Genomic DNA, 21,295 nt, shown 5'->3' on the forward strand with positions numbered 1-21,295 from the left:
TCACTTCAGCGTGACCTTGTCGAAGACCAGCGTCTCGTTCGGCTGGATCGCCAGACCCTGAACGCGGTTGGCTACGCCCAGCGCCTGGGTCTGGTACCAGAGGAAGAGGAAGGGCTGGTCGCTCCAGACAATGTTCTGGATCTCGCCATAGATCTCCTTCTGCTTTACCGGGTCGGTCGCCATGCGTCCCTCCTTCAGCAATGCATCGACGCGCGGATTTGTGTAGCCGGTTCGGTTCGCGCCGACGCCGGTGAAGAACAGGCGGTAGAGCGTATAGTCCATGCCCGCGGTGGCGCGGCCGACCATGCCCATGTTGTCGGTGCGCTGGGCCGGCTCCATGCCGACGACCTTGGTCCAGGTGCCGCGGTCGACAACGATGGGAGTCGCCTTGATCCCGATATCCTCGAATGAGCCGGCGAGGGCCTGGCAGACCTGCGAATCCTTGATGTAGCGACCGGTAGGGCAGGTGAAGCTGAGCGTGAGCTGGCCCGGCTTGTAGCCGGCCTCGGCGAGCAGTTTCTTGGCGCCTTCAGGGTCGAAGGCGATCGGCGGGAAGGTCTTGCGCAGTTCGTCCTGAGTGCCTGGGCCGACCATGCCGACGGATGGTGTGCCCAGTCCGCCAAGAATTCCCTTGGTGATGCCTTCACGATCGATCGCGAGGTTCAAGGCCTTGCGCACGCGCGGGTCGGCGAGCGGCCCGCGCAGCACCATCTCCATGTTGATGGAGAACATGCTGGGTGGGTTGATGACCTTGGCGTCCTTCAAGGCATTGATCGCCGGCATGGATTCAGGTGGTACGCGTTCGACGACATCGACGCTCCCGGTTTCCAGAAGCGCCATGCGGGAGCCGTCTTCGGGAACGACAGTGAAGTCGATGGCCTTGAGCGTCGCCGGATAGTCGCCGGAATAGGAAGGGTTGGGGACGAGCCTGAAGCCTTCGCCACCGATGAATTTCTCGACCATGTAAGGGCCGGAGCCGATGGGCTTTCGGCCATATTCTGCGCCCATGGCCTGCAGCGCCTTGACGTTGACGATGCTGGCGGCCGTGTTGGACAGCAGCATCAGGATATGCCCGTTCGGCTCAGCGAGGTGGAACTCGACGGTATCCTCGCCTACCGCTTTGATCGTCCCGAGCGAGGCATAGAGGCCGCGATAGATCGAGCCGGTCTTCTCGTCGAGCATGCGGTTGAAGCTTGCCGCAACGGCCTCGGCGTTCAGCGGGTCGCCGTTGCTGAATTTCCTGCCTGTCCGGATCTTCACCGTGAAGACCTTCCCATCGGGCGAGAAGGCATGGTCTGTCGCAAGATTCTTCTGGACGTTGTTCTGCGGATCGAGCCGGAAGAGGCCCTCCATGACGGCCAGATCAACCGCATTCCCGACCGGAAGATCATTGAAGGCGGGATCGAAGGTAGCCGGGTCCGCACCGACCGCGATGCGAAGGATGCCGGCCGGCTGCGCCTGCACCTGGAGGGCCATGATCGACACGCCGGCGGAGAGGGCGGCGACGTAGCAGGATCGACGAAGGTTGCGCATGTTCGACTGTTCCCCAAGCTCGCAAAGATATCGTTCCATGACGGCGCAGCCGGGCGAATGCCCCGCCTAACGCTATGGAGGGATTGCTGTTTTTGCTTCCTTGGTCGCTTTCGCGCCGCGATTGGATCGGGCGCAGCAAAGTCAGCGACGGCCTTTAGAGAACCACACGCATTGATCTGCCTCAAATTCATAATTATGCGATGTATATGAACTGAGGTTATGGCGAGGCCGCATGAATTATCGGCAGGTGGAAGTTTTCAAGGCGATCATGGACTCCGGCTCCATCACGGAGGCGGCGACCATGCTGCGGATCTCGCAGCCGGCGGTCAGCAAGGCGCTGAAACTGCTCGAAGACGAACTCGGGTTGCGGCTCTTCTCGCGAACCACGAAGGGGATCGCTGCAACGGAAGAAGCGCGGGCGCTCTACACGGAAGTCGAGCGCACCTATTTCGGTATGCAGAATCTGGCGCGCTTCGCCGCTAGTCTGCGCGACCGCAAGCAGGGCCGCATCGTGGTCAGCACGATTCCAGCGCTGGGGCTCGCCTGGCTCCCGGCCATGGTTGCGCGGTTTTCCGCAGCCCATCCGGATGTCACCATCTCGCTGCAATCCAGCAATTCCACCGACGCCGCCCGGCTTGTCGGTACTGGCGAGATCGATCTCGGCATCGCCCAGCTGCGAAGCGAGGAATACAATCTGTCGCGCCGCAAGCTGTTCGACCTCGAAGGCGTCATCGCCTTGCCGGAAAGGCATCGATTGACGAGCAGGTCGGAAATCAGGGCGGAAGACCTCGCCGACGAGGCCATTGTCGGGCTCGGATTGGATGACGAATTCCGGCGCCGGCTATCCCAGGCGCTCGATGGCGCGAGCGTGCGATACCGCTCGATGATCGATGCAAGCCTGGGCGTCACGGTTTGCACCCTCGTCGCCGCAGGATGTGGCGTGGGCATCGTCGACAGCGAGGCCGCCCGCACCCAGGCCGGGAAGGGGCTTGTGTTTCGTGCCTTCAGCCCGAGGATACGCGTGCCGATCTATCTGTTCCGCCAGCGCGGTCGCCCCACCAGCAAATTGGTGGAGGCGTTCAGTGCCAGCCTGTTGCCGCCGTCGCCCTTTCGAGGGGACGATGGCGGGGATGACTGACGGCTGCATCCTTCACGCTTTGTCGTGCCCGACGATCGGCTGAGCCGGGTTTCGGCTCTGCATGGGCCGGGCAAGGGTCGCAGTTTGGAATCGACAGGGTGCGCGGACGCACGGTGATCTCGGGTTTCTCAATCACGAGCAAGGAGCGGGGCATTGATGAATCTCAGGCATGTCGAGCTTTTCCGTCACATCATGAAGTTCGGAACGCTCACGCAGGCGGGCGAGATCATGGCCATCTCGCAGCCAGCGGCGAGCAAGATGCTCTTCCAGCTCGAGAGGTCGACGGGGATCACCCTGTTCCAGCGCACCAAGGGACGGCTCAAGCCGACGCGCGACGGCGAACTGTTCTTCGCGGAGGTCCAGCGGACCTGGGAAAGCATCGAGCGGCTTGAACGGATGTCGAAGGACATCAGTCAGATGCGCTTCGGCCGCCTCAATCTGGGCGTGAAACCGGCGCTGGCCGGCACGCTGATGCCGCCGCTGATCGCGCGTTTCCGCCGCAAACACGAGAATACGACGATATCGCTGCACTCGCGCAGTTCCGAGCGCGTGATCGAATGGGCCATTGCCGGGCAGATCGATCTCGGCATAACCAATAAGTCGACGCCGCATCCCAATGTGGCGTGCCGCGTCATGGCGCGCATACCTGGCGTCTGCATCGTTCCGGAACAGCATAAGCTCGCGGGGCGCAGCGACGTGCGGCCTGAGGATTTCGACGGAGAGGATTATGTCTCGATCGGCGCGATCGAGCGCAGCACGATCATCGAGAAGGCTTTTGATGCTGCCGGCGTGCGGTTGCGGATCATGATCGAGGCGCCGATGGCGCATTTGACCTGTGCTCTGGTCGCGAACGGGGCGGCTGTCGCCATCGTCGACGAGATCAATGCGCTGGCCTTTCGCGGCCGCGGCCTCGTCGTGAAGCCCTTTCTGCCGGAGATCTCCTTCCCCGTCTGGCACCTGCGGCCCCTCAGCCTGAGCAGCTCCTCCCTTGCCGAGGCCTTGACCCGCGATCTCGAGGACGAATTCGAGCGGCTTGGCTATCGGGCCGAAGCTTAAGCACCGCTTGGAGGCTGGGCCGGTCGAAGGCCTAACTCATAACCTGAAGGAATGAACTAGCAAAAACATATTCTTTGACGGCCTATTTTTCGGCCCATACGCTCCTTGTCATTGACGTAGATCAAACAGAAACCGCCAGTTCCATTCGCGCCTAACAACGCTGTGGAGCGAATGAGATCTGCTGTCCCGTTGACTTGGAGAAATATTCGCCGATGCGGATTTTCGTCTTCCTGACGAGAAGAATGATCTTTGCAGCCCTGCTGATGCTGGGCGTCAGTGCGGCGATCTTCTTTCTGGTCAATTCGATCGGCAACCCGATCGAATTGATGATGGCGGAAACACCCGGCATGACCGGCGAGGTGATCGATCGGATGAAGGCCTATTACGGGCTCGATCATCCGCCGATGACGCGCTACCTGCTCTGGCTGAGCCGGATCGTCCAACTCGATTTCGGCACCAGCATCGTCTACAACCAGCCTGTCGGCTCGCTCATCCTGACCTGGGGTTGGCAGACCCTCAAGATTCAGCTTCCCGCGATCCTGATCGCCCTTGCGGTCGCGATCCTGTTCGGTGTCACGGCGGCGCGCCGACAACACTCGCGCTCCGATTTCGCGGTGATGGCCACGGCGCTGCTGGGGCAGTCGCTGCCAGCCTTCTTCCTTGGCATCCTGTTGATCTTCATCTTCTCGTACAGCCTGGACTGGCTGCCGAGCTACGGCGCCTATTCGACCCGCAATCCTCTCTGGGGCAGCCCGACGCTCGATGCGCTCTGGCACATGGTCCTGCCGGTCGCGATGTTGACCTTCTTCAACACCGCGACGCTGACGCTCCTGATGCGCTCGAATATGGTCGATGTGCTGAAGAGCGACTTCATCGCGGCGATGCGCGCGAGTGGCATCCCCGAGCGGCGCGTCATCTATGTGCACGCACTGCGCGCCGCCTTCATCCCGATGCTGACCTATTTGGGCCTCCTGATTGGCCTGATGCTGGGCACGGCGCCGGTAACCGAATCCGTCTTCACCTGGCCGGGGCTCGGATATCTCTACATCTCCGCGATCCATCAGCTCGACTATCCCGTCATCATGGGGGCGAGCGCGGTCATCGCCTTCATGCTGATCTGCACCACCCTGCTGACGGACGTCATCTACGTCTTCATCGACCCCCGCATCAGCCTGGAGTGAGCATGTGAGCGATCAGACGATCACGGCTCATCCGCCGTCTTCCGCAAGGCCGGCCCGCCGTCCGGTCAAGGGCATCTGGCGGCAGGGCTGGCAGCGCTTCGCCCGTAGCCGCACCGGCATGCTCGGACTCATCCTGGTCCTCCTCGTCGTCGCGACCGCCGTCATCGGGCCATTCATTGCGCCCTTCGATCCGCAGGACCAGAGCCCGATGATCGACCCCGGTGCAAAGGCGCCGCCGAGCTGGGTCCACCCGCTGGGGACGGACCGCATGGGCTATGATGTCGCCAGCCGTGTGATCTACGGCGCGCCGACGGCACTTGCCGTCGGGCTTGGAGCCATGTCGATCGCCTCGCTGATCGGTGTTCTGGTCGGCGGCGTTGCCGGCTATCGCGGGGGCACCACGGATGAGGTGCTGATGCGCTTCACCGATTTCTTCCTCGTGATTCCGATGTTTGTCGTCATCCTCGCCGTCATTCGCCTGCTCGGCGTGGCGGTCGTCAACACGCCCTTCGAAAGCGTGCCGTATCTCAATCTCGGCGTCATCATCCTGCTGATCGGCGTCTTCTCCTGGGCTCCGATCGCTCGGATGACGCGTGCCGAGTTCCTGCGGCTGAAGAACCAGGAATTCGTCGAGGCTGCGCGCTGCATCGGCGCTACTTCGGGCGATATCCTCTTCCGCCACATTCTTCCGAACGCCTTGCCATCCCTTGTCGTCATCGTGGCGCTCGGCATCGGCGGGGCCGTGCTGGCGGAGGCGATGATCGGCTTCCTCGGTTTCGGCGATCCGGCCGCGGTGAGCTGGGGGCAATTGCTCTACTTCAATTACGAGGCACTGAAAGTGGCTCCCTGGGCATCGCTCAGCCCGGGTGTCGCCATCTTCATCACGGTGCTCGGCTTCAACCTTCTGGCGGACGGCCTGACCGATGCCTTCAACCCACGGGCGAAGCGCTGAGATGTCGAGCCTCGCCACCCCAAAGCCAGTCGCCGCCATTTCGATCGACGATAGCAGCGTGCTGACGCCGCCTGTCCATGACCTCGTCCGCGTCGAGAACCTGCGGATTCAGTTTCCACCCTGGAATGCGCCCGTTCGCATCATTGAGGATGTCAGCTTTCAGGTCCGCGCCGGCGAGACGATGGGCATCGTCGGAGAATCCGGCAGCGGCAAGACCCTGTCGAGTCTCGCGATTCTGAACCTTCTGCCGCCTCCCGCACGGATCACCGGCGGCCGCATCATGTTCGATGGCGAGAACCTCGCCGCGAAGTCGCAGGGCGAGATGCAGAAACTGCGCGGGCGCAGGCTCGCCATGGTCTTCCAAAACCCCGGCTATTCCCTGAACCCGCTGATGACGGTCGGCGCGCAGCTCGKCGAGATCCTGAAGGTTCACGAGAAGATGCCGCGCAGCGTTGCTCTGCAGCGGGTGGAGGAGTTGTTTCGCCTCGTCGGCATCACCGACCCCGGCTCGCGCCTGTCGCAGTATCCGCATGAGATGAGCGGCGGCATGAAGCAGCGTGTCTGCATCGCCCGTGCTCTGCTCTGCAACCCGGCGCTCGTGCTCGCGGATGAGCCGACGACGGCGCTCGACGTCACGATCCAGGCCCAGATCCTCGATCTCTTCGAAGACCTGAAGGCGCGGTTCGGCATGTCGATGATCTTCGTCACGCACGACATGGGCGTCGTGGCTCGCATCGCCGATCGGATCACCGTCATGTATGCGGGCCAGGTCTGCGAGACGGGCGACAAGCACGCCATCTTCGCACGGCCCTCGCACCCCTACACGCAGGCCCTTCTGGCAAGCACGCCGCGCATCGACCGGCGCTACGCAGTCGATGGTGAGGGGCGTCGCGAGCGCTTGCCCACGGTCGGGCGCGCCGTCGCGCCCGGACAATCACTCGGTGGCGGTTGCCGCTTCGCCGGGCGCTGTCCCGAAGCCGCGCCGGAATGCTCCCGGCTGGTGCCCCAGGCCGCAGCGATCGAGCCAGGCCGTGTCGTTCATTGCCTGAAGCGCGGCAGCGCCGGAGTGGCCAGCCATGATTGAGCCGACCCCGAATGTCCGCCCACGCAGCGTGCCACAGCCCCTGCTGACCGTTGACGGGCTGGTGAAGAGCTACCCGTTGCGCCGCCGCGGGCTCTTCCGCCAGAAGGTCACCGGGGAAATCCGCGCGGTCAACGACATCAGCTTCAGCGTGGCGGCCGGGGAGACGCTGAGCATCGTCGGCGAAAGCGGCTGCGGCAAGACGACGGCGGCCCGCGCGATCCTGCACCTCGTCGAACCGACTGCCGGTGCGATCCGCCTCGGCGACACGGATATCCGGGCGACGTTCACTCAGGATCGGCGGCCGGACGTGCTCGCGCTGCGCCGTCAGATGCAATACGTCTTCCAGGATCCCTATCTTTCACTCAATCCGCGCTGGAGCGTCAGGCAGATCCTGACCGAGCCGCTGCGCGTCCATGGTCATGCCCCGAAGGAGGACTGGGACGCGACGGTGGAAGGTCTGCTGGAGCGGGTCGGGCTGCCGCCGGACTATGCCGATCGCTATCCCCACGAATTCTCCGGCGGGCAGCGCCAGCGCATTGGGATCGCGCGCGCTCTGGCGGTCGAGCCGCGACTGCTGATCTGCGACGAGCCCGTCTCCTCGCTCGACGTCTCGGTGCGGGCGCAGGTCCTGAATCTGCTGGCGGACCTGCAGGAAGACCTGGGACTCTCCTATCTCTACATCTCGCACGACCTGAGTTCCGTGCGCTTTCTGAGCAACCGCATTGCGGTGATGTATCTCGGCAATCTCGTCGAGATCGGTKAGGTCGACGAGATTTTCGCACGGCCGCGCCATCACTACACCGCTGCCCTGATCTCGGCGATTCCCGTGCCTGATCCCTCAAACCAGGCACAGCGCCAGGCGATCCAGGGCGAAGTCCCCAGTGTTGTCCGGCGACCGTCCGGCTGTGTCTTTCACACCCGCTGCCCCGCCGCACTGCCTGTCTGTTCCCAACAGATTCCGCCGCTGTCCGCACCGGACGGCACCCACGCCTTCGCTTGCCACAACCCGCGCTGAGAGCGGGGAGAGACCATAGGAAACGCCATGATGAATGTTATCGTCGTCGGAGCCGGAATTGTCGGCAGCTCCATCGCCTACCGCGTCGCCCAGGGCGGTGCGAAGGTCACGGTCCTCGAAGCCTCTCGCGTCGGCGCCGGAACATCCGGAGTGAGCTTCGCCTGGACGAATGCGAACAACAAGACGCCGCGCCCCTATCACGACCTGAACGTCGCAGGCATGCGCGCGCATGCCGCGTTGAAGGATGAGTTCGGCTCGACACCCTGGTTCCATCAGAGCGGTAGCCTGGAGTGGCGCGTCGATCCGGCGGAGATCGCCGCTCAGGCGAAGAAGGTCGAGCGGCTGCGCGAGTGGGGCTATGCGGCGGAGTTTATCGACAAGAAGCGGCTGCAGGCGCTTGAGCCGGAGCTGGCAATCGGCGCAGTTTCGGACAAGGCTCAGATCGTATTCTGCCCTGAAGAAGGGTGGGTGGACCCTGTCCAGTACGCCGGAGCCATGCTGCGCGCTGCCCGTCAGCGCTATGGAGCGGCGCTGAAGACCGGCGTGAAGGTGACCGGGGTAGAGACCCGCAATGGTCGTGTCGTCGGCGCTCGGGATGATACGGGCGCTGTCCACGCAGCCGACCTCGTCATCAACTGCACCGGGCGCTGGTCCAACGATACGGTGAGCGAGACGGCGCCGAATGTCCCGCTCGCTCCGACCGTGGGCTTCCTCGTCTTCACGCCTCCGGTCGGTGTCGATCTGCGCCGGCCCTTCCATGCGCCCGACGTCGATGTCCGTCCGGACGGGGCAGGCCGCATGATGATCCGCAAGGACTCGCTCGACGACCGTTTCGCCGAATTGGAAAGCCGTCTGCCGGATTGCGAGGAGGCGAAGATCGCGCTCGCAAGCGCAACCGAGCTTCTGCCCGGCTTGGCAGGCGTCGAGGCCGAAGCGGTGCGCACGACCGTCAGACCGATCCCCGCCGATGGGCTCTCCACCGTCGGACCGGCCCGCGGCGTCGACGGCTACTACGTCGTCGTGACCCACAGCGGCGTGACGCTGTCTCCCTTCCTCGGCCAGGCCGTCGCCGACGAGGTCCTGCGGGGCAGGGAGCGTCCGGAACTGGCGCAGTTTCGTCCTTCGCGCTTCCAGGCCTGAGTGCCGGACGCTCTCGGCCTGTTCATTTCGCACCACCAAGAAACAAGKGGAAAATCGATGTCCAGGAAATCGACGCGACGCGATGTGCTGAAATGGTCCGGAGCCGGAGCGGCCGCGCTCGCGGCCGGTGGGATACCGGAGGGGGCGCTGGCCAAGCCGCCCTTCTTCAAGCTCTACCTGATGATCTTCAACAACCTCCAGTCGCGCATGATCTGGACGGACCTGATCGGAAAGCAGTTCGCCCGCCTCGGCATCGATATCGTGTCGAGCTACCAGCCGCCTTCGGTCGTGATCGCGCGGCGCGCCAATGACAGCGGCAAGACGCATGTCGATGGCGGCTGGGACATGTATTCCGAGCGGATTTACTACAGTGGGCTGGTGCCGCTGCCCGAGACGCTCTTCCACAGCAAGAATTTTCCGCCGAACGGGCAGAATTACTATCGCATCGCCGACAAGCAGATCGACGAGGCGATCGAGAAATACTCGCGCTCCGTCACGCCGGCCGACCGCAAGGCGGCGATCACCGCCTTCATGAAGCGCTGGTACGAGATCGAGCCGCTCCATGTCGTCTTCTATCCGGAAGAGGTGATCATCACGAATCCGAAGCTGAAGGGCATGGAATCGACGACCTACAACCCGGTCTTCTATCCGCGCCCCGAGAACTGGACGATCGAGGGCGCCACTGGCGACGTCACGGCCACTTTCGCGTCCTGGCAGCCGCCGAGCCAGCTCATCCCGATGTATGGCAGCGGCTACAACGAGGCCAATATCTTCGKCCCCGTCTACAACGCGCTGTTCGAATACGACAGCTGGGCGAACAAGAAGCTCGTCCCGGCGCTGGCGGAGTCAGTGAAGACCTCCGACGACGGCAGGACCTGGGTATTCACCCTTCGCAAGGGCGTGAAATGGCATAGCGGCGAGGAGTTCACTGCCGAAGATGTCAAGTTCACCTGGGATACGGTGATCGACAAGACCTATGCCAGCGTCTTCCAGTCGCCCCTCGAGACCGTCCTGGGCAGCAAGGATGCCTACAAGGTAAGCGGCACCCACGAGATCACCGTGACCTTGCGGGAGCCGAACGTGATGTTTCGCGATTTCGTCCTGCCCGTCATCGCGATCATGCCGAAACACGCCTATCAGGGCCTCAAGCCCGAGGAGCTGCGTGGCCATGTCATCAGCACCTGGCTCGGCACCTTCCCGGTCAAGACCTCCGACGGCAAGACCTTCGAGGCCAAAGGCGGTATCGGCACGGGGCCCTGGATTCCGCAGGGTTTCGATCCGGCCCGCAAGGCTTACAAATACATCAAGAACGATAGCTACTGGAAGAAGACCGAAGGCAATGTGAAAACCTTCTACGTGGTCAATATCCAGGGCGCCGACGCTGTTCTGAGCGCGATCAAGGCCGGCTCCATCGATGCGCATGATCCGATGTACGACGTCGGCGGGCTGCTCGAGACGATCGATCCGTCATGGGGCACCGTCAATCGCTTCGATTCCTATAAGTGGATGCAGACCTGCTTGAACATGAACCACCCGGTCTTCGGAACGGGCGTGGAAACCCCGCTCGGCAAGCAGGATCCCAGCCGTGCGGCGGAAGCTGCGGCCTATGTCCGCAAGGCCATGAGCCACATGATCCCGCGCGAGCAGATCATCAAGAACGTTGTTGCCGGTTTCGGCAAGCCCGGCACGGTGCCAATTCCCTTCACCTCCGAAGATTATGACCACGATCTGCTCAAGCCGATCGCCTACGACATGAACCTGGCCAAGCAATATATGGAAAAGGCCGGCTACAAATACTGAATTCAATGCCGTCGTCAGCGCCGGGCTCGTCGGCCCGGCGCTCCAGAAGCCTCTAGTACTCCCAAGGAAACAAACGATGCGTGTCGCAATACTCGGTGCGGGCTCGATAGCCTATGGCAATGCTGCGCTGCTCGCCTCCCTCGGCCATGAGCCTGTGCTGTGGTCGCCCTCAGGCAAAACCGGGCAAAGCATCGTCGCGGGCAAGCCACTAGCGGCGACTGGCTCGCTCKACGGTTCGTTCAAGGTCACGATGGCGACCAACGCGGGTGATGCGATCGCCGGCGCTGACGCCGTCCTGCTGGCCTTGCCGGCCAATGGCCATCGCATGGCGATGGATGCCGCCGCTCCCCACCTTGCCAGCGGTCAGATTGTCATCATCAGCTCGCACACCTCGTTCAGCGGCCTCTATATCGCCAAAAAGATCGCGGAGCGCGGGCTCGATATCCCTGTCGTTGTCTGGGGAACCACTGTGACGGCAGGGCGCCGCACCGGGGACGCGAGCGTGAACGTCTCGACGATCCGTTCCAAGGTCGATATCGCGACCATCCCTGCCTCGGCTGGCGCACGCGGGCTGCAAGTCTGTCAGGAACTGTTCGGCGACCGCTTCGTCGAGCGCTCCGACGCACTGGCGATTTCTCTCTCCAACCTCAATCCGCAAAACCATCTCGGCATCGCACTATGCAATTTCACGCGCATGGAGCACGGCGAAACCTGGGGCCAGAACGAAAACAATACCGACTCTGTCGGCCGCCTGCTCGAAGCGCTCGATGCTGAACGCCTCGCGATCGCCGAGGCGGCCGGCTACAAGGTGCGCACCATTCGAGAGCACTATAACCTCTCCTTCCATGTCGAGCCCGGACCGGTCGGCGAGATGGCCCGCCAGCTTGCCGCACGCGGCAATGGCGGCAACGGCCCCGACAGCATCGACACGCGCTATGTGCTGGAGGATGCGCCCTTCGGCCTGCATCCGACCGTGCTGCTCGGCAAATTGACCGATCGGCCCGCCACGCTGCACCAGGCTGGCATCGACGTCTTCTCGGCACTTTATGGCCGCGATTTCGCGAGCGAGAACGACCTGCTCGACGATATCGGGCTCGAGACCATGTCGCTGGCCGAACTCAAGACGCTGGTTCGTGACGGCTGGTCCGCGTCGCAGGCGAAGTAGTTCCGGCGCCATCCCAATCGCCCCTTATTCGATCGGAAATACGGTTATGCCTGAGATCATCGTTGTCGGTGCCGGCGTCCTGGGGACGTCGGTGGCCTATCGTCTTGCGCTCGCGGGCGCGAAGGTCACMGTGCTGGAGGCCACGCGCGTCGGCGGTGGCACCTCCGGCATCAGCTTCGCCTGGACGAATTCCAGCAATAAGGCGCCGCGCCCCTATCACGATCTGAATGTCGCGGGCATGCGGGCGCATGCGGCGCTGAAGGACGAGTTCGGTGCGACGCCGTGGTGGCATGCCGGCGGCCGTGTCGAATGGCGCGACGAGGAGGGGCGAGACGAACACCGCGCCAAGGTGGCTCGCCTCCAGGAATGGGATTATGGCGTCGAATGGATCGATCGCCAGCAGCTGCTTGAACTCGAGCCCGATATCGATCCTGCCGCGGTGGGCGATGCCCCGGTCGCCTGGTATCCGGAGGACGGATGGCTCGATCCTGTCGTCTACTCCCATGCGATGATGACCGCTGCACGCCGCAAGGGCGCGCAGTTGCATACCCAAACGAAGGTTACCGGGCTGCTTGTGCAGGGCGGCAAGGTCAAGGGTGTGCACACCGAGGCGGGGGACACCCTGATGGCCGATCTCGTGGTCAACTGCACCGGGCGCTGGTCGAACGACACGATTGCCGGAACGGCCCCGAATGTGCCGCTGGCGCCGACTGTCGGCTTTCTGGTCTTCACGCCCCCGGTTCCCGCATCGATCCAGCGTGTCGTGGCCACACCTGTTTGCGATTTTAGGCCGGATGGCGCCGGCAGGCTTATGGTGCACTGGGGGCCGGCCGATGCCTTGGTTACCCCCGAAATCACGAACCGTCCTGGCCTCGACCAGGCGGCGGATCTCGTCGCGCGCCTGACACGGATCCTGCCCGGAATCGCGCCGGTGAAACCGGAAGCGAGCCGCGTCACCCAGCGTCCGATTCCCAAGGACGGCCTCTCCGCCATGGGCCCCGTACCGAACCTCGAAGGCTACTATGTGATGGTCACCCATAGCGGCGCGACGCTTTCGCCTGCGCTCGGGGCGATGGCGGCAGACGAGATAATGAGCGGCAAACCGCGCCCCGAACTCGCCCAGTTCCGGCCGGCCCGGTTCTTTCGCTAGGTTCGGACCGATCGCAAGATTGACGCGATCAAAACCCGTCGCTAACCGAGCCAAGTGACCAGTTCCTGACGCAACGTGTGGTAGGAACGACACCCATTGAGTATCGTGCTCCCTTAGAGGAGAGACCCTCCCCATCTCGACCCGCCAGAATGGCGGGTTCTTTTTGAGCGGTGCKATCAAACCCAAGGGGAGGGGAGAGGCCATCATTCCAGCATTGGGAATCGAAATCGATTTTCTTCGAAATCCCAAGAAGGGTGACAACGATGGCATACGGCCTCTCGCTCTCGATCATCTCGCGCGTCAATGGCGCCCGTCGCATCACCACGCACGCGCTCACGAATGACTGCACCTTGCAGCGTCACCAGGTCTATGACGTCCTCGCCGCCAAAGCTCCCGAACTCACTGAGCTTTTCGACATCGCCGAGCGGGGCGCGGGCGTCGAGATCCCGGTCACAGTCTTTGAAATGATCGAAGTCGACACAACCGCCAACATCGCCAATGGGATCGGCGTCGATCCGACACCGGCGCATCTGCTTGACGAGGCCAAAGACATCATCTTCGGCATCATCTCCGCTACCGGTCACAAGCCCGAGCTGTTCATCGAGGCCTGCTGATCTCGATCCTGACAACCAACGAAGGAACGCGCATGAGAGCCCGCATCGGAATTGCCGCGCTCAGCCTTATGTCCGCCGGGCTCGGCGCTGCACCGCCCACTCCCAGGCCGGAACCGTCCGAGCCTGATCAGCCAGCCGCGGAGGAAATGGATCGCGCGGCAAGGCGCCGCCTCGCAAAGGCGCAGGCCAAAGCCCTGCGTCCCGGGCCAACCCCGCGTAAAATGCTCGGATACGGCATCCCGGAAATCTCTCGCGCTGGCCGCCGCAGCCTGGGCTACAAATAAGCCCAACCCCTTCGATTCGAACGCTCTCTGAAGGACCCCAATGACCCAAACGAAAACCTTCCGCCTCTACTGGCTCACCGGCGAAACCGAGATCGTGCGTGGTCCGACCATCACCGCGGCGATGAACAGCGCCGGCTACGGCGGCGGCGCCGTCGCAGCCCTCGACTTCTACAAAGAGGGTGAGGAGTCCACCTATCAATGGGATGCCGCCAAAAAGACCTGGATCCAGAACCCAGAGCCGGCCGACGCCGCCAACTGACGCTGACGTTCGTTCTGGAGCAGCCCAAGGCGAGGTCGATCAATCCGATCTCGCACTTCGATCAAAATCGAAATTTGGGCGAACCCAAGAGGGTTGAAACCCCAGAAAATGGACGTTCGCCATGATAGGCCAGACCGCGTTCGACCCGAAAGCCTTCGGCAAGCCCAATCCGGCCTGGACCAAAAAGCGGACCAAGGTCGACAGAGACCTCGAGCGTCTGGCGGATCACATCTGCACCAGGACGCCGCCGCACAGCTATCGAACCGAAATAGACCTCTACGAGATGATCGTGCGCCGGAACCAGTACGCCATCGCGAACTGGGACCACGGGTATAAGGTCCTCACCGATCGCGTCCACAAACGCCTCATCGAGCGAGACGGCAGCCTCTGAGATCAGACCAGAATAGTGAAGGGCGGCTCGCCTCGCGGCAGCCGCCCTTTTTCACGCCCAATCGGCGAAACCCCTAGATTTCGATATCTGCGTAATCGACGTCGGTGCGATTTCGGAGATTCGCGATCAGGATCTCKGTGTCCGTCGCAGAAAATTCAACAAGATCCTTCATGCTCGGCACGGCGTACTCCGCATCAACCTCCTCCCAGAGCATATTCCCGTTGCCGATCTCGGCATGGAGACGCTCCGGGAACGTCCAATTCGGAAAACCATAAATCGACCGGCACGACGGCACCTTTGAGGGGTCATGCCCCGACCATTCCGCAATATCCAATCGCGAGAAGCCCTCGAACCAGCGCATGGCATCGACAATCGCACGATAGATCTTATGCGCCCCGTATCGAATGGTATCGAGTTCGAGGAAATCGAAGTTCGCCACACGAACCATCGCCGTGTCGAGGTTGATCTTTCCGCGAGCAAACCGATCATGCGTTTGCTCGACAAAATGCAGGCGACGCTCGATCGACGGCCAGACAAGAATGCGCCGCCGCTCGCCGTCGATAATGGGATCGACAAGACGCTTCAATGACGCATAAAACTGCTTGGCGGTCTTATAATCCCGCAGATACCGATCAAAATCGGCCTCCGGGTAATCAACGCCGTTGAAGATCCCGAGCTTCATCCAAAGCAGAAGCTCCTCCTCCGAGAATTCCCCGGATGGCGGGTCAGTCACCAGTCCGAAAGCCGGGAAGCGCGCGCGCACCTCGGCAGGCACCTTGGATTCATCCAGGGCGTCCGTGAAGTCATAATCCAGACGAGTAATACCATCGTCGCCGCGCACCCGGCGCCGATGAAGCTGTGTCTGCGCCTTATGGCTGCTCAAGAACAAGCTGCGCACCACGATGGCATCCTCGGACAAGTCGTCCTCGGACGACAATTCCCGCAGCGCCGATTCCATGCTGCTCTGCTGACGAGCCAAAATCGCAGCCAGGTCGAAGGACGGAGCCTTCGCCACCGGCTCCGCAACCAGCGCACCATCCGCGACCACAACGTCAAGCTCGACTGGCGCGACCACATCCTGCTGCGCCGCAATCGTTCCGCTCAGCAATTCGCGACCGATCTCAGCAGCCGCCTTCGGCGCGACGGCACGCGCCGGCGAGGCGGTGACGAGGGAGACTGTGCCAGACTCCTGCCGCACACCGCCGCGCTTCTTGCGGGTATGCACCATGGCTGCGGCCCTCAAACGACCGGCAGGCGTCACCGCGCGACTCGGCCGCGCCGGGCGCGGATCATGCGGGCCATACTTCACGGGACGTCCGCGACCGCGCTTTACGGGTTCTCCCATCGACACGACGCCAAACTGCGCCGCAACCGTCGCCGCAACCTCGCTGTTATAGCGGCCACCCGGCGTCGACAGGCGCACGATCTCCCGATCGCGCTTGATCACATCAAGGTCGCTCTGAAACCGGGCCAGCCGAGCCTCATTCTCCGCGAGAATGCGCGCCAGACCCGCCTCGGCATATGCGCCAAGGTAGCGGTCCTGTCGGTCACCGCGCGAACGCGGACGCTCGGTGCCCCACTGATATTGAAAAACGGTCATTGCAAGTCCTGGGTGACGCATAGCGTTTGAATTCGATGCTCATTTTAGCGGGTGCGCTCCGACCCTGACAAGTCAGTGAGCGAATTATTTCGCCTAAAAAATTGGATTATTTCCGACAGCCTTCAACGGCGATTTTCCCAAGGCGCCAAAAATGCCGCAGCGCCGTCTCAGTAATTAATTTCGCCTAAGCGATCGCAATTTCCAACCCGCATTTGGTGGCGCCGATCAGGTCAGCATTCGAAATTAATTCGCCTAAGGTATTCCAGCTTTATCGCGCCTGTGATTCAAGCGGCGCTCGCATTTATCTCGCCTAAGGAACTGCACTCGGACTTCGCTGGATGCCCCGGCCGTCCCGTGGTCGAAACGCAATTATCTCGCCTTAGCGTTTTGCACTTGAGATCACGTCGTATCAGGAGGTTAGCGGCCGTTGAGGCCGGATTTGCTGCAATTTGCGGAAACCTCTCTGGCGACCTCGACCCAGGCGGGCCTGCCTGGCTAAGGCGAAACAAATCGAAATCCGATCCGGATTGGTTCCATAATCTTCCTTATGCGAATCAAATCCGGGCCTCACAACACATCATCTGGTATGTCGAGCGCGGCTCGATACGCTATGGCTTGATTTGCCCTGCCCGCACGCTCTCTGTGAGTTTCCATAACCCCAGTAAAAGAGCGCATCTCTTGGCGATCCCAAATTGTCGAATACAATAAGCATCGCCCCTACCAGGATTGACATTGCCCATGCACGATTTCGAAGCGCTCATTCTCGATGAACCTTGGATCAGTGAAGAATTACCTTACATCGGCACGCGCCGTGCTTCCGCATTCTACACGGGAGGAGGTATCGCAATGAGTGCGATCGGAGGATATCACCACTCTGGAGAACTCGTCTGCCTTGATGCGGATGCTTCCGACGCGGTGATCGGCCGCGCTGCTATCGACCGATTGAAGGCATTCTCGCCGATTTATCAATTCAGTCCGGGAAAAAGACTGCCCTACGATTGGTGGGTTGAGAACGGTGATGAAAAACCTCTCGCTGAGGTTCAGATCCGCGATGATGAAACCCTGGTATACATCGAAACGCTATTTGACGTTGTCGATGGTGAGCCCATCATGGCGCGTGCCGAAGTCTCGAAATACTCCTTCGCTGCGAAGCTTGGATCCCGGATCCGTAAGCTGCTCATCGCCCGGCATAGGTTCCAGTCCCTGGAACAGGCCGTGAAATCCGGCCGTTGAACATCTCGACGCCGCGCTCCAGGGCGCAAACCCCCATGTAAACAAAGCGCAGGCGTGCCAAGTGTCCGCCTGCGCTTATCTTTTGAGGACTGGCTAAAACCCCGCGGCCGCTATCGACAAAGCCACTTATCAAGGACAAGTCCGCCGGCGGCATCTGCTGGCTGAAGCACTGGCAGCTGCCGCCGGCGTTCCCCAATAAAGACGGACGCTCCATAGACGGGCTTGAAGACCCCACGGAGCCTCCCTCCCCTCCAAGGATCAGGCCCTGCCCCAAGCTGACGGCGTTGCCCGCTCAGGGCGCCTGAGAAGCCCCAGGCAAGGACGGCAGAAACCCCCGCAAATGCGCAGCCTCACAGTGGCTGCCTCCCACCAAGGACAGGCCCGGAATGGGCCTCATTTCCCAAAATAAAAAATAGGCTCAATACCGCAGTTTTTGTGGGTGCCTTCGCACACCACATAAAACTGAGTGACGCCTTCGCGTCATTTCGGTCTCCGACAGCCCCCAGGACCACACCACTTCCATCCGCTTCCGACCTTGATGCGCGCCTGCGCACGCCAGCCCTGCCTTCGCCCGGGCCTGATCGGTTTCGGATGTCGTTTGGCCGCCCTTCGGCGGCTCTTGAATGGTGGTCCAGCGCCTGCGCGCTCATGGGGCTTGGAGACGTAGACTGGCCTCGAATTAAGGCACAGAAATTCGCGTGTCCGACGCCTCATGACGAGGCTACGGGATAGGCGCCTTGGCCTTCGCCAAAGAGCCCCCCGTGACCCTTCCGCGTGCCTGCGCACGAGCGAATTTTGATGCCTTATTGGTCGCCCTCATCGGGCTCCTAACCCTGGCCAGTGAGGCTGCTTCGCTTCCTCAGGTTTGCTGCCGCCATCCGGCGTCAGAAGCTATCGCTTGAGGCCCGCGAGCCGGGCCATTTTCACTAACGGTTTCGTTCTGCGAACCATCAAACCGTGCTGTCTCCCTAGGCTGTCCCTTAGGACGCCTCTGGCACTCTCCAGCCTGGAGGATCAGCAATGTCGTTCCGACGAGACTTGGCCGGCATGAGTTCGGCCCAATGGGCAGTCGTCTGCGTGTGCACCTTCATCGTCTCGATGGGGGCCGCACTCGGCTTGCTAACGCCCTCCCCTAACCGGCTGGATCGATCCGGGCGACGCTACTCGATCCCCTGTCTTCGAGATCAAACCCGCGCCCGAACGAGATCGAGGTGATCCGCCCAGCGACTGCAGGATCCAGCCAGGCGCAATCTTCCTCCCCGCTATGTGGGCGGGGCGCCGGCGACTGCGTCATCGACGGTGACACCTTCCGGTTTCGCGGCGAGAAGATCCGGATCGCTGACATTGACGCGCCGGAAACAGGCGGAGCCAAATGCGCCGACGAAGCAGCTCTCGGTCAACGGGCCACCCTGAGACTGGCCGAGCTCCTGAGCTCGAGGCCCTTCCGATTGGAAGCGATTGGCAGCCGGGACGTAGATTCGTACGGCCGAAAACTTCGTATCGTCGCGAACGGCGGTGGTTCGATCGGCGCCCAACTCGTCGACGAGGGCTTGACCATGGAATGGCGGCCGACGCCCCTGGTGTTAATTTCCGCTCGCGACCCTTCTGCGACCTTCGGAACGTCTGCTCAGGGGGCAAGATCCCGGCGACCTTCCAGGAGCCGGTGGATGCCGGGCGAGGCGGACACCGTCACAGAAATTCTCGGCCGCACCGGGTGACTCCGTTTGGAACGCGAACGCGTTCGCGAGAGCCAAGGAACGGGCGCCCCTTCCAGTACGCTACACCTTGCGGGGATCAATGTCGCGTTCTGACCGAGTCCCAACATCCGACTAGAGTCGAGAGCAGACGGCATAAACTAGGTCATGATGGATCTTTTAATTGAAGAACGTCCTMGTCGGGAAGCGATTGGTCCAATCATGCCCGCCGCGGGTCAGGATCCGAACGGTGCGATTATCGATATGAATGGCGAGACGATAGCCGTCCCATTTCACTTCAAACGACCAGTCGTTGCCGGTAGGCGGCTTGGAAGCCAATAGATCCAGGCATGGCTCGACCCGCTCCGGCATGGGGTCAAAGTTGAGCTTCCGCTGGCGCGCATCCCGCGCTTTGCTGACCGGGCCACGGACAGTCTCGGCCCCAGGGCCGGCACGCAAAACGCGACGCGCGCACACAACTGACACTCCAACACACGCACGAGGTTCGCCCCGCCGTTCCGAGGGGGCGCGGCGGGGCTCCCTAGGCCGTGACGGTGCCGGATGTGGATGACGCCAAGACTGAATAGCGAACTCATGGCGAAACCCGCGATTCCCCGGCGCGGCTAGCGCTGCAAATACAGCACCTCGGCAAAGGAACAGGCGAGCGGCTCGATAGTTAAAGTTTGATGGGCGTATTCATTGCTGGGGGGATAAGGTTGGAACCGATGATCTCTAGGCCGAACGACGCCAGGCTGAGCGCAACTTTGAGCAGCGAGCCACAGGAGAAGGGGAGATCAGGTTCGACAAGCAATTATCGCCGCGCTGTGGCCCTGAACATGCTCGACCGAATCGGCTGCGGCTATCTCGTCGTCGAGAACCACCGAAAGATCGTTGAGGCCAACGCAACGGCCAGACTGATCCTTGGCTGCGATGAGGGGGCTTTTCAAGATCTTGGCCAGCTGACCAGCGCCTTCAAGCGGTTGATCGGGCGAGCCCCAAACGGCCCGAGACTCGGTCCACTGAGCTGGATCGTCATCTCTGGCACAAGCGACACGCCTTTCCTCCTCAATCAGGTCGCGGACGACATACCGGACGGCACGAGCGTGGTCATGCTGCTCGATCTTGATGCACACCTGCGACCGAATCCCTTCATGCTTCAGCGCATGTTTGGCCTGACCATGGCTGAGACGCGCCTTGCGCTTCAAATGGCGCAGGGCGATCTGCCCGCGGATGTCGCCAGCAGTCGGCACCTAAGCCGCACCACCATTCGCTCGCAACTAGCTGCGCTCTTCGCAAAAACCAACACGAAACGTCAGGCAGAGCTGGTCACGTTGCTCGCCAGGGTAGCGGTCCTGCCCTGAACGCGCTCGTTCAAGGAGAAAGCCGCTTATTGTTGGCCGGTCGAAACGGACGTGCCCCCTGCCTCTTCCGCGAGGATAAAGGCGCGCGCAAAGCGCTCAGTTGGAAACCCGATCAACAGGGCTGAATCACCAATTTCTGTTGGAATAACCCGGTAAGGGATTTCCCACTCGGTCAGCCACTTATCCAGGAAGTGGTGCCCCGCGATCGGGATTGCGACGTGGTAAATCCACGTGTTTGAGACCTCGGTACGGTACATCCGCCTGATTCCGAGCGATAGGGCCCGCCTATGGCGACAGCAGGGCCCGAGGCTGTGCAGGCTTGGAGAGTGGCGATGCCAGCACAGAGAGACAAACCGATGATGCCCCTCGGTGTTCCATCAAAGCAGAATACGGGAACAAAAAAAAGCGGCCCGCGGCGTCCTCCCACTGCGGGCCAAGTGTAGGGGGCATGATTGGTGGAGAAACGCGCTGGGAAAGCAGCGGTTCGGCGCCAACGCAAAAAGATCGGGTTGTTGGGGCTCCGGCCGCCCGTTGATACGGGATGACGGAGAGCGGTCTTCCGGTCAGGCTCCATCGATCCAACCGGTCAGGAGGCCTGCCATGGAGCTGTTCGTCGGTCTTGATGTGTCTGTTCGCACCACCAGC

At 62.0% G+C, this 21,295-nt stretch carries 19 protein-coding genes and 1 pseudogene; 16 read left to right on the top strand and 4 right to left on the bottom strand.

Annotated features, from left to right (window positions below):
- A complete protein-coding gene (locus AC1DIO_RS29995) occupies nucleotides 1-1,533 on the bottom strand; it encodes an ABC transporter substrate-binding protein (protein ID WP_476825878.1) in 1,533 nt (510 codons plus the stop codon).
- 232 nt (nucleotides 1,534-1,765) lie between these two features.
- Between AC1DIO_RS29995 and AC1DIO_RS30000 the strand changes: the two genes are divergently transcribed.
- The 13 genes from AC1DIO_RS30000 to AC1DIO_RS30060 all read left to right on the top strand — a co-directional run bounded on the left by AC1DIO_RS30000 (nucleotide 1,766) and on the right by AC1DIO_RS30060 (nucleotide 14,762).
- On the top strand, nucleotides 1,766-2,671 hold the full coding sequence (locus AC1DIO_RS30000) for a LysR family transcriptional regulator (protein WP_476854504.1): 906 nt from the start codon (nucleotides 1,766-1,768) through the stop codon (nucleotides 2,669-2,671).
- Between the two features lie 156 nt (nucleotides 2,672-2,827).
- Complete coding sequence (locus AC1DIO_RS30005; RefSeq protein ID WP_476854505.1) at nucleotides 2,828-3,727, top strand: LysR substrate-binding domain-containing protein; 900 nt, start codon at nucleotides 2,828-2,830, stop codon at nucleotides 3,725-3,727.
- A 212-nt stretch (nucleotides 3,728-3,939) separates the two neighbouring features.
- Nucleotides 3,940-4,908, top strand: a complete 969-nt coding sequence (locus AC1DIO_RS30010; RefSeq protein ID WP_476825881.1) for an ABC transporter permease — start codon at nucleotides 3,940-3,942, stop codon at nucleotides 4,906-4,908.
- Nucleotides 4,909-4,912: 4 nt separating this feature from the next.
- Nucleotides 4,913-5,860 carry an ABC transporter permease gene (locus AC1DIO_RS30015; RefSeq protein WP_441508812.1) on the top strand — a complete coding sequence of 316 codons (948 nt, stop codon included), beginning with the start codon at nucleotides 4,913-4,915 and terminating at the stop codon, nucleotides 5,858-5,860.
- Between the two features lies 1 nt (nucleotide 5,861).
- Nucleotides 5,862-6,944: an ABC transporter ATP-binding protein gene (locus tag AC1DIO_RS30020; protein WP_476854506.1), complete on the top strand. Its 1,083-nt coding sequence runs from the start codon at nucleotides 5,862-5,864 to the stop codon at nucleotides 6,942-6,944.
- Nucleotides 6,937-7,959, top strand: coding sequence for an ABC transporter ATP-binding protein (locus AC1DIO_RS30025; RefSeq protein ID WP_476854507.1), 1,023 nt, complete (start codon nucleotides 6,937-6,939; stop codon nucleotides 7,957-7,959). Before AC1DIO_RS30020 ends, AC1DIO_RS30025 begins: the two co-directional genes overlap by 8 nt.
- 30 nt (nucleotides 7,960-7,989) lie before the next feature.
- The gene (locus tag AC1DIO_RS30030) at nucleotides 7,990-9,099 is read left to right on the top strand and encodes an NAD(P)/FAD-dependent oxidoreductase (protein ID WP_476854508.1); all 1,110 of its coding nucleotides are present in this window, start codon (nucleotides 7,990-7,992) and stop codon (nucleotides 9,097-9,099) included.
- 57 nt (nucleotides 9,100-9,156) lie between these two features.
- Complete coding sequence (locus AC1DIO_RS30035; protein ID WP_476854509.1) at nucleotides 9,157-10,899, top strand: ABC transporter substrate-binding protein; 1,743 nt, start codon at nucleotides 9,157-9,159, stop codon at nucleotides 10,897-10,899.
- 76 nt (nucleotides 10,900-10,975) lie between these two features.
- Nucleotides 10,976-12,064 carry an NAD/NADP octopine/nopaline dehydrogenase family protein gene (locus AC1DIO_RS30040; RefSeq protein WP_476854510.1) on the top strand — a complete coding sequence of 363 codons (1,089 nt, stop codon included), beginning with the start codon at nucleotides 10,976-10,978 and terminating at the stop codon, nucleotides 12,062-12,064.
- A 46-nt stretch (nucleotides 12,065-12,110) separates the two neighbouring features.
- Nucleotides 12,111-13,214, top strand: a complete 1,104-nt coding sequence (locus AC1DIO_RS30045) for an NAD(P)/FAD-dependent oxidoreductase (RefSeq protein WP_441508807.1) — start codon at nucleotides 12,111-12,113, stop codon at nucleotides 13,212-13,214.
- A gap of 263 nt (nucleotides 13,215-13,477) precedes the next feature.
- Nucleotides 13,478-13,828: a hypothetical protein gene (locus AC1DIO_RS30050; protein WP_476833007.1), complete on the top strand. Its 351-nt coding sequence runs from the start codon at nucleotides 13,478-13,480 to the stop codon at nucleotides 13,826-13,828.
- A gap of 324 nt (nucleotides 13,829-14,152) precedes the next feature.
- Complete coding sequence (locus AC1DIO_RS30055; protein WP_476833006.1) at nucleotides 14,153-14,371, top strand: hypothetical protein; 219 nt, start codon at nucleotides 14,153-14,155, stop codon at nucleotides 14,369-14,371.
- A 121-nt stretch (nucleotides 14,372-14,492) separates the two neighbouring features.
- On the top strand, nucleotides 14,493-14,762 hold the full coding sequence (locus AC1DIO_RS30060) for a hypothetical protein (RefSeq protein ID WP_476854511.1): 270 nt from the start codon (nucleotides 14,493-14,495) through the stop codon (nucleotides 14,760-14,762).
- Nucleotides 14,763-14,835: 73 nt separating this feature from the next.
- Here the strand turns inward: AC1DIO_RS30060 and AC1DIO_RS30065 are convergent, their stop codons facing one another.
- Entirely contained in the window at nucleotides 14,836-16,362 is a 1,527-nt protein-coding gene (locus tag AC1DIO_RS30065) for a hypothetical protein (protein ID WP_476854512.1), read from the bottom strand.
- 738 nt (nucleotides 16,363-17,100) lie between these two features.
- Between AC1DIO_RS30065 and AC1DIO_RS30070 the strand changes: the two genes are divergently transcribed.
- Entirely contained in the window at nucleotides 17,101-17,595 is a 495-nt protein-coding gene (locus AC1DIO_RS30070) for a hypothetical protein (RefSeq protein ID WP_441509130.1), read from the top strand.
- Between the two features lie 1,211 nt (nucleotides 17,596-18,806).
- Nucleotides 18,807-19,313 carry a thermonuclease family protein gene (locus AC1DIO_RS30075; protein WP_476854513.1) on the top strand — a complete coding sequence of 169 codons (507 nt, stop codon included), beginning with the start codon at nucleotides 18,807-18,809 and terminating at the stop codon, nucleotides 19,311-19,313.
- A 177-nt stretch (nucleotides 19,314-19,490) separates the two neighbouring features.
- On the opposite strand, the pseudogene AC1DIO_RS30080 reads toward AC1DIO_RS30075, so the two are convergent.
- Nucleotides 19,491-19,748, bottom strand: a pseudogene (locus AC1DIO_RS30080) (ATP-dependent DNA ligase); the annotation flags it as partial.
- 257 nt (nucleotides 19,749-20,005) lie between these two features.
- Here AC1DIO_RS30080 and AC1DIO_RS30085 point away from each other — a divergent pair.
- Nucleotides 20,006-20,650: a helix-turn-helix transcriptional regulator gene (locus AC1DIO_RS30085; protein ID WP_476854514.1), complete on the top strand. Its 645-nt coding sequence runs from the start codon at nucleotides 20,006-20,008 to the stop codon at nucleotides 20,648-20,650.
- A gap of 26 nt (nucleotides 20,651-20,676) precedes the next feature.
- Here the strand turns inward: AC1DIO_RS30085 and AC1DIO_RS30090 are convergent, their stop codons facing one another.
- Nucleotides 20,677-20,907: a hypothetical protein gene (locus AC1DIO_RS30090; RefSeq protein WP_476833001.1), complete on the bottom strand. Its 231-nt coding sequence runs from the start codon at nucleotides 20,905-20,907 to the stop codon at nucleotides 20,677-20,679.
- Between the last annotated feature and the right edge of the window lie 388 nt (nucleotides 20,908-21,295).

Source organism: Allobosea sp. 05T439 (genome assembly GCF_056396005.1).

Bases quoted from the DNA above. Each gene is read 5' to 3' on its own strand.
- AC1DIO_RS29995 (WP_476825878.1), bottom strand. From the start codon at position 1,533: ATGCGCAACCTTCGTCGATCCTGCTACGTCGCCGCCCTCTCCGCCGGC.
- AC1DIO_RS30000 (WP_476854504.1), top strand. From the start codon at position 1,766: ATGAATTATCGGCAGGTGGAAGTTTTCAAGGCGATCATGGACTCCGGC.
- AC1DIO_RS30005 (WP_476854505.1), top strand. From the start codon at position 2,828: ATGAATCTCAGGCATGTCGAGCTTTTCCGTCACATCATGAAGTTCGGA.
- AC1DIO_RS30010 (WP_476825881.1), top strand. From the start codon at position 3,940: ATGCGGATTTTCGTCTTCCTGACGAGAAGAATGATCTTTGCAGCCCTG.
- AC1DIO_RS30030 (WP_476854508.1), top strand. From the start codon at position 7,990: ATGAATGTTATCGTCGTCGGAGCCGGAATTGTCGGCAGCTCCATCGCC.
- AC1DIO_RS30050 (WP_476833007.1), top strand. From the start codon at position 13,478: ATGGCATACGGCCTCTCGCTCTCGATCATCTCGCGCGTCAATGGCGCC.
- AC1DIO_RS30055 (WP_476833006.1), top strand. From the start codon at position 14,153: ATGACCCAAACGAAAACCTTCCGCCTCTACTGGCTCACCGGCGAAACC.
- AC1DIO_RS30060 (WP_476854511.1), top strand. From the start codon at position 14,493: ATGATAGGCCAGACCGCGTTCGACCCGAAAGCCTTCGGCAAGCCCAAT.
- AC1DIO_RS30070 (WP_441509130.1), top strand. From the start codon at position 17,101: ATGCACGATTTCGAAGCGCTCATTCTCGATGAACCTTGGATCAGTGAA.
- AC1DIO_RS30090 (WP_476833001.1), bottom strand. From the start codon at position 20,907: ATGTACCGTACCGAGGTCTCAAACACGTGGATTTACCACGTCGCAATC.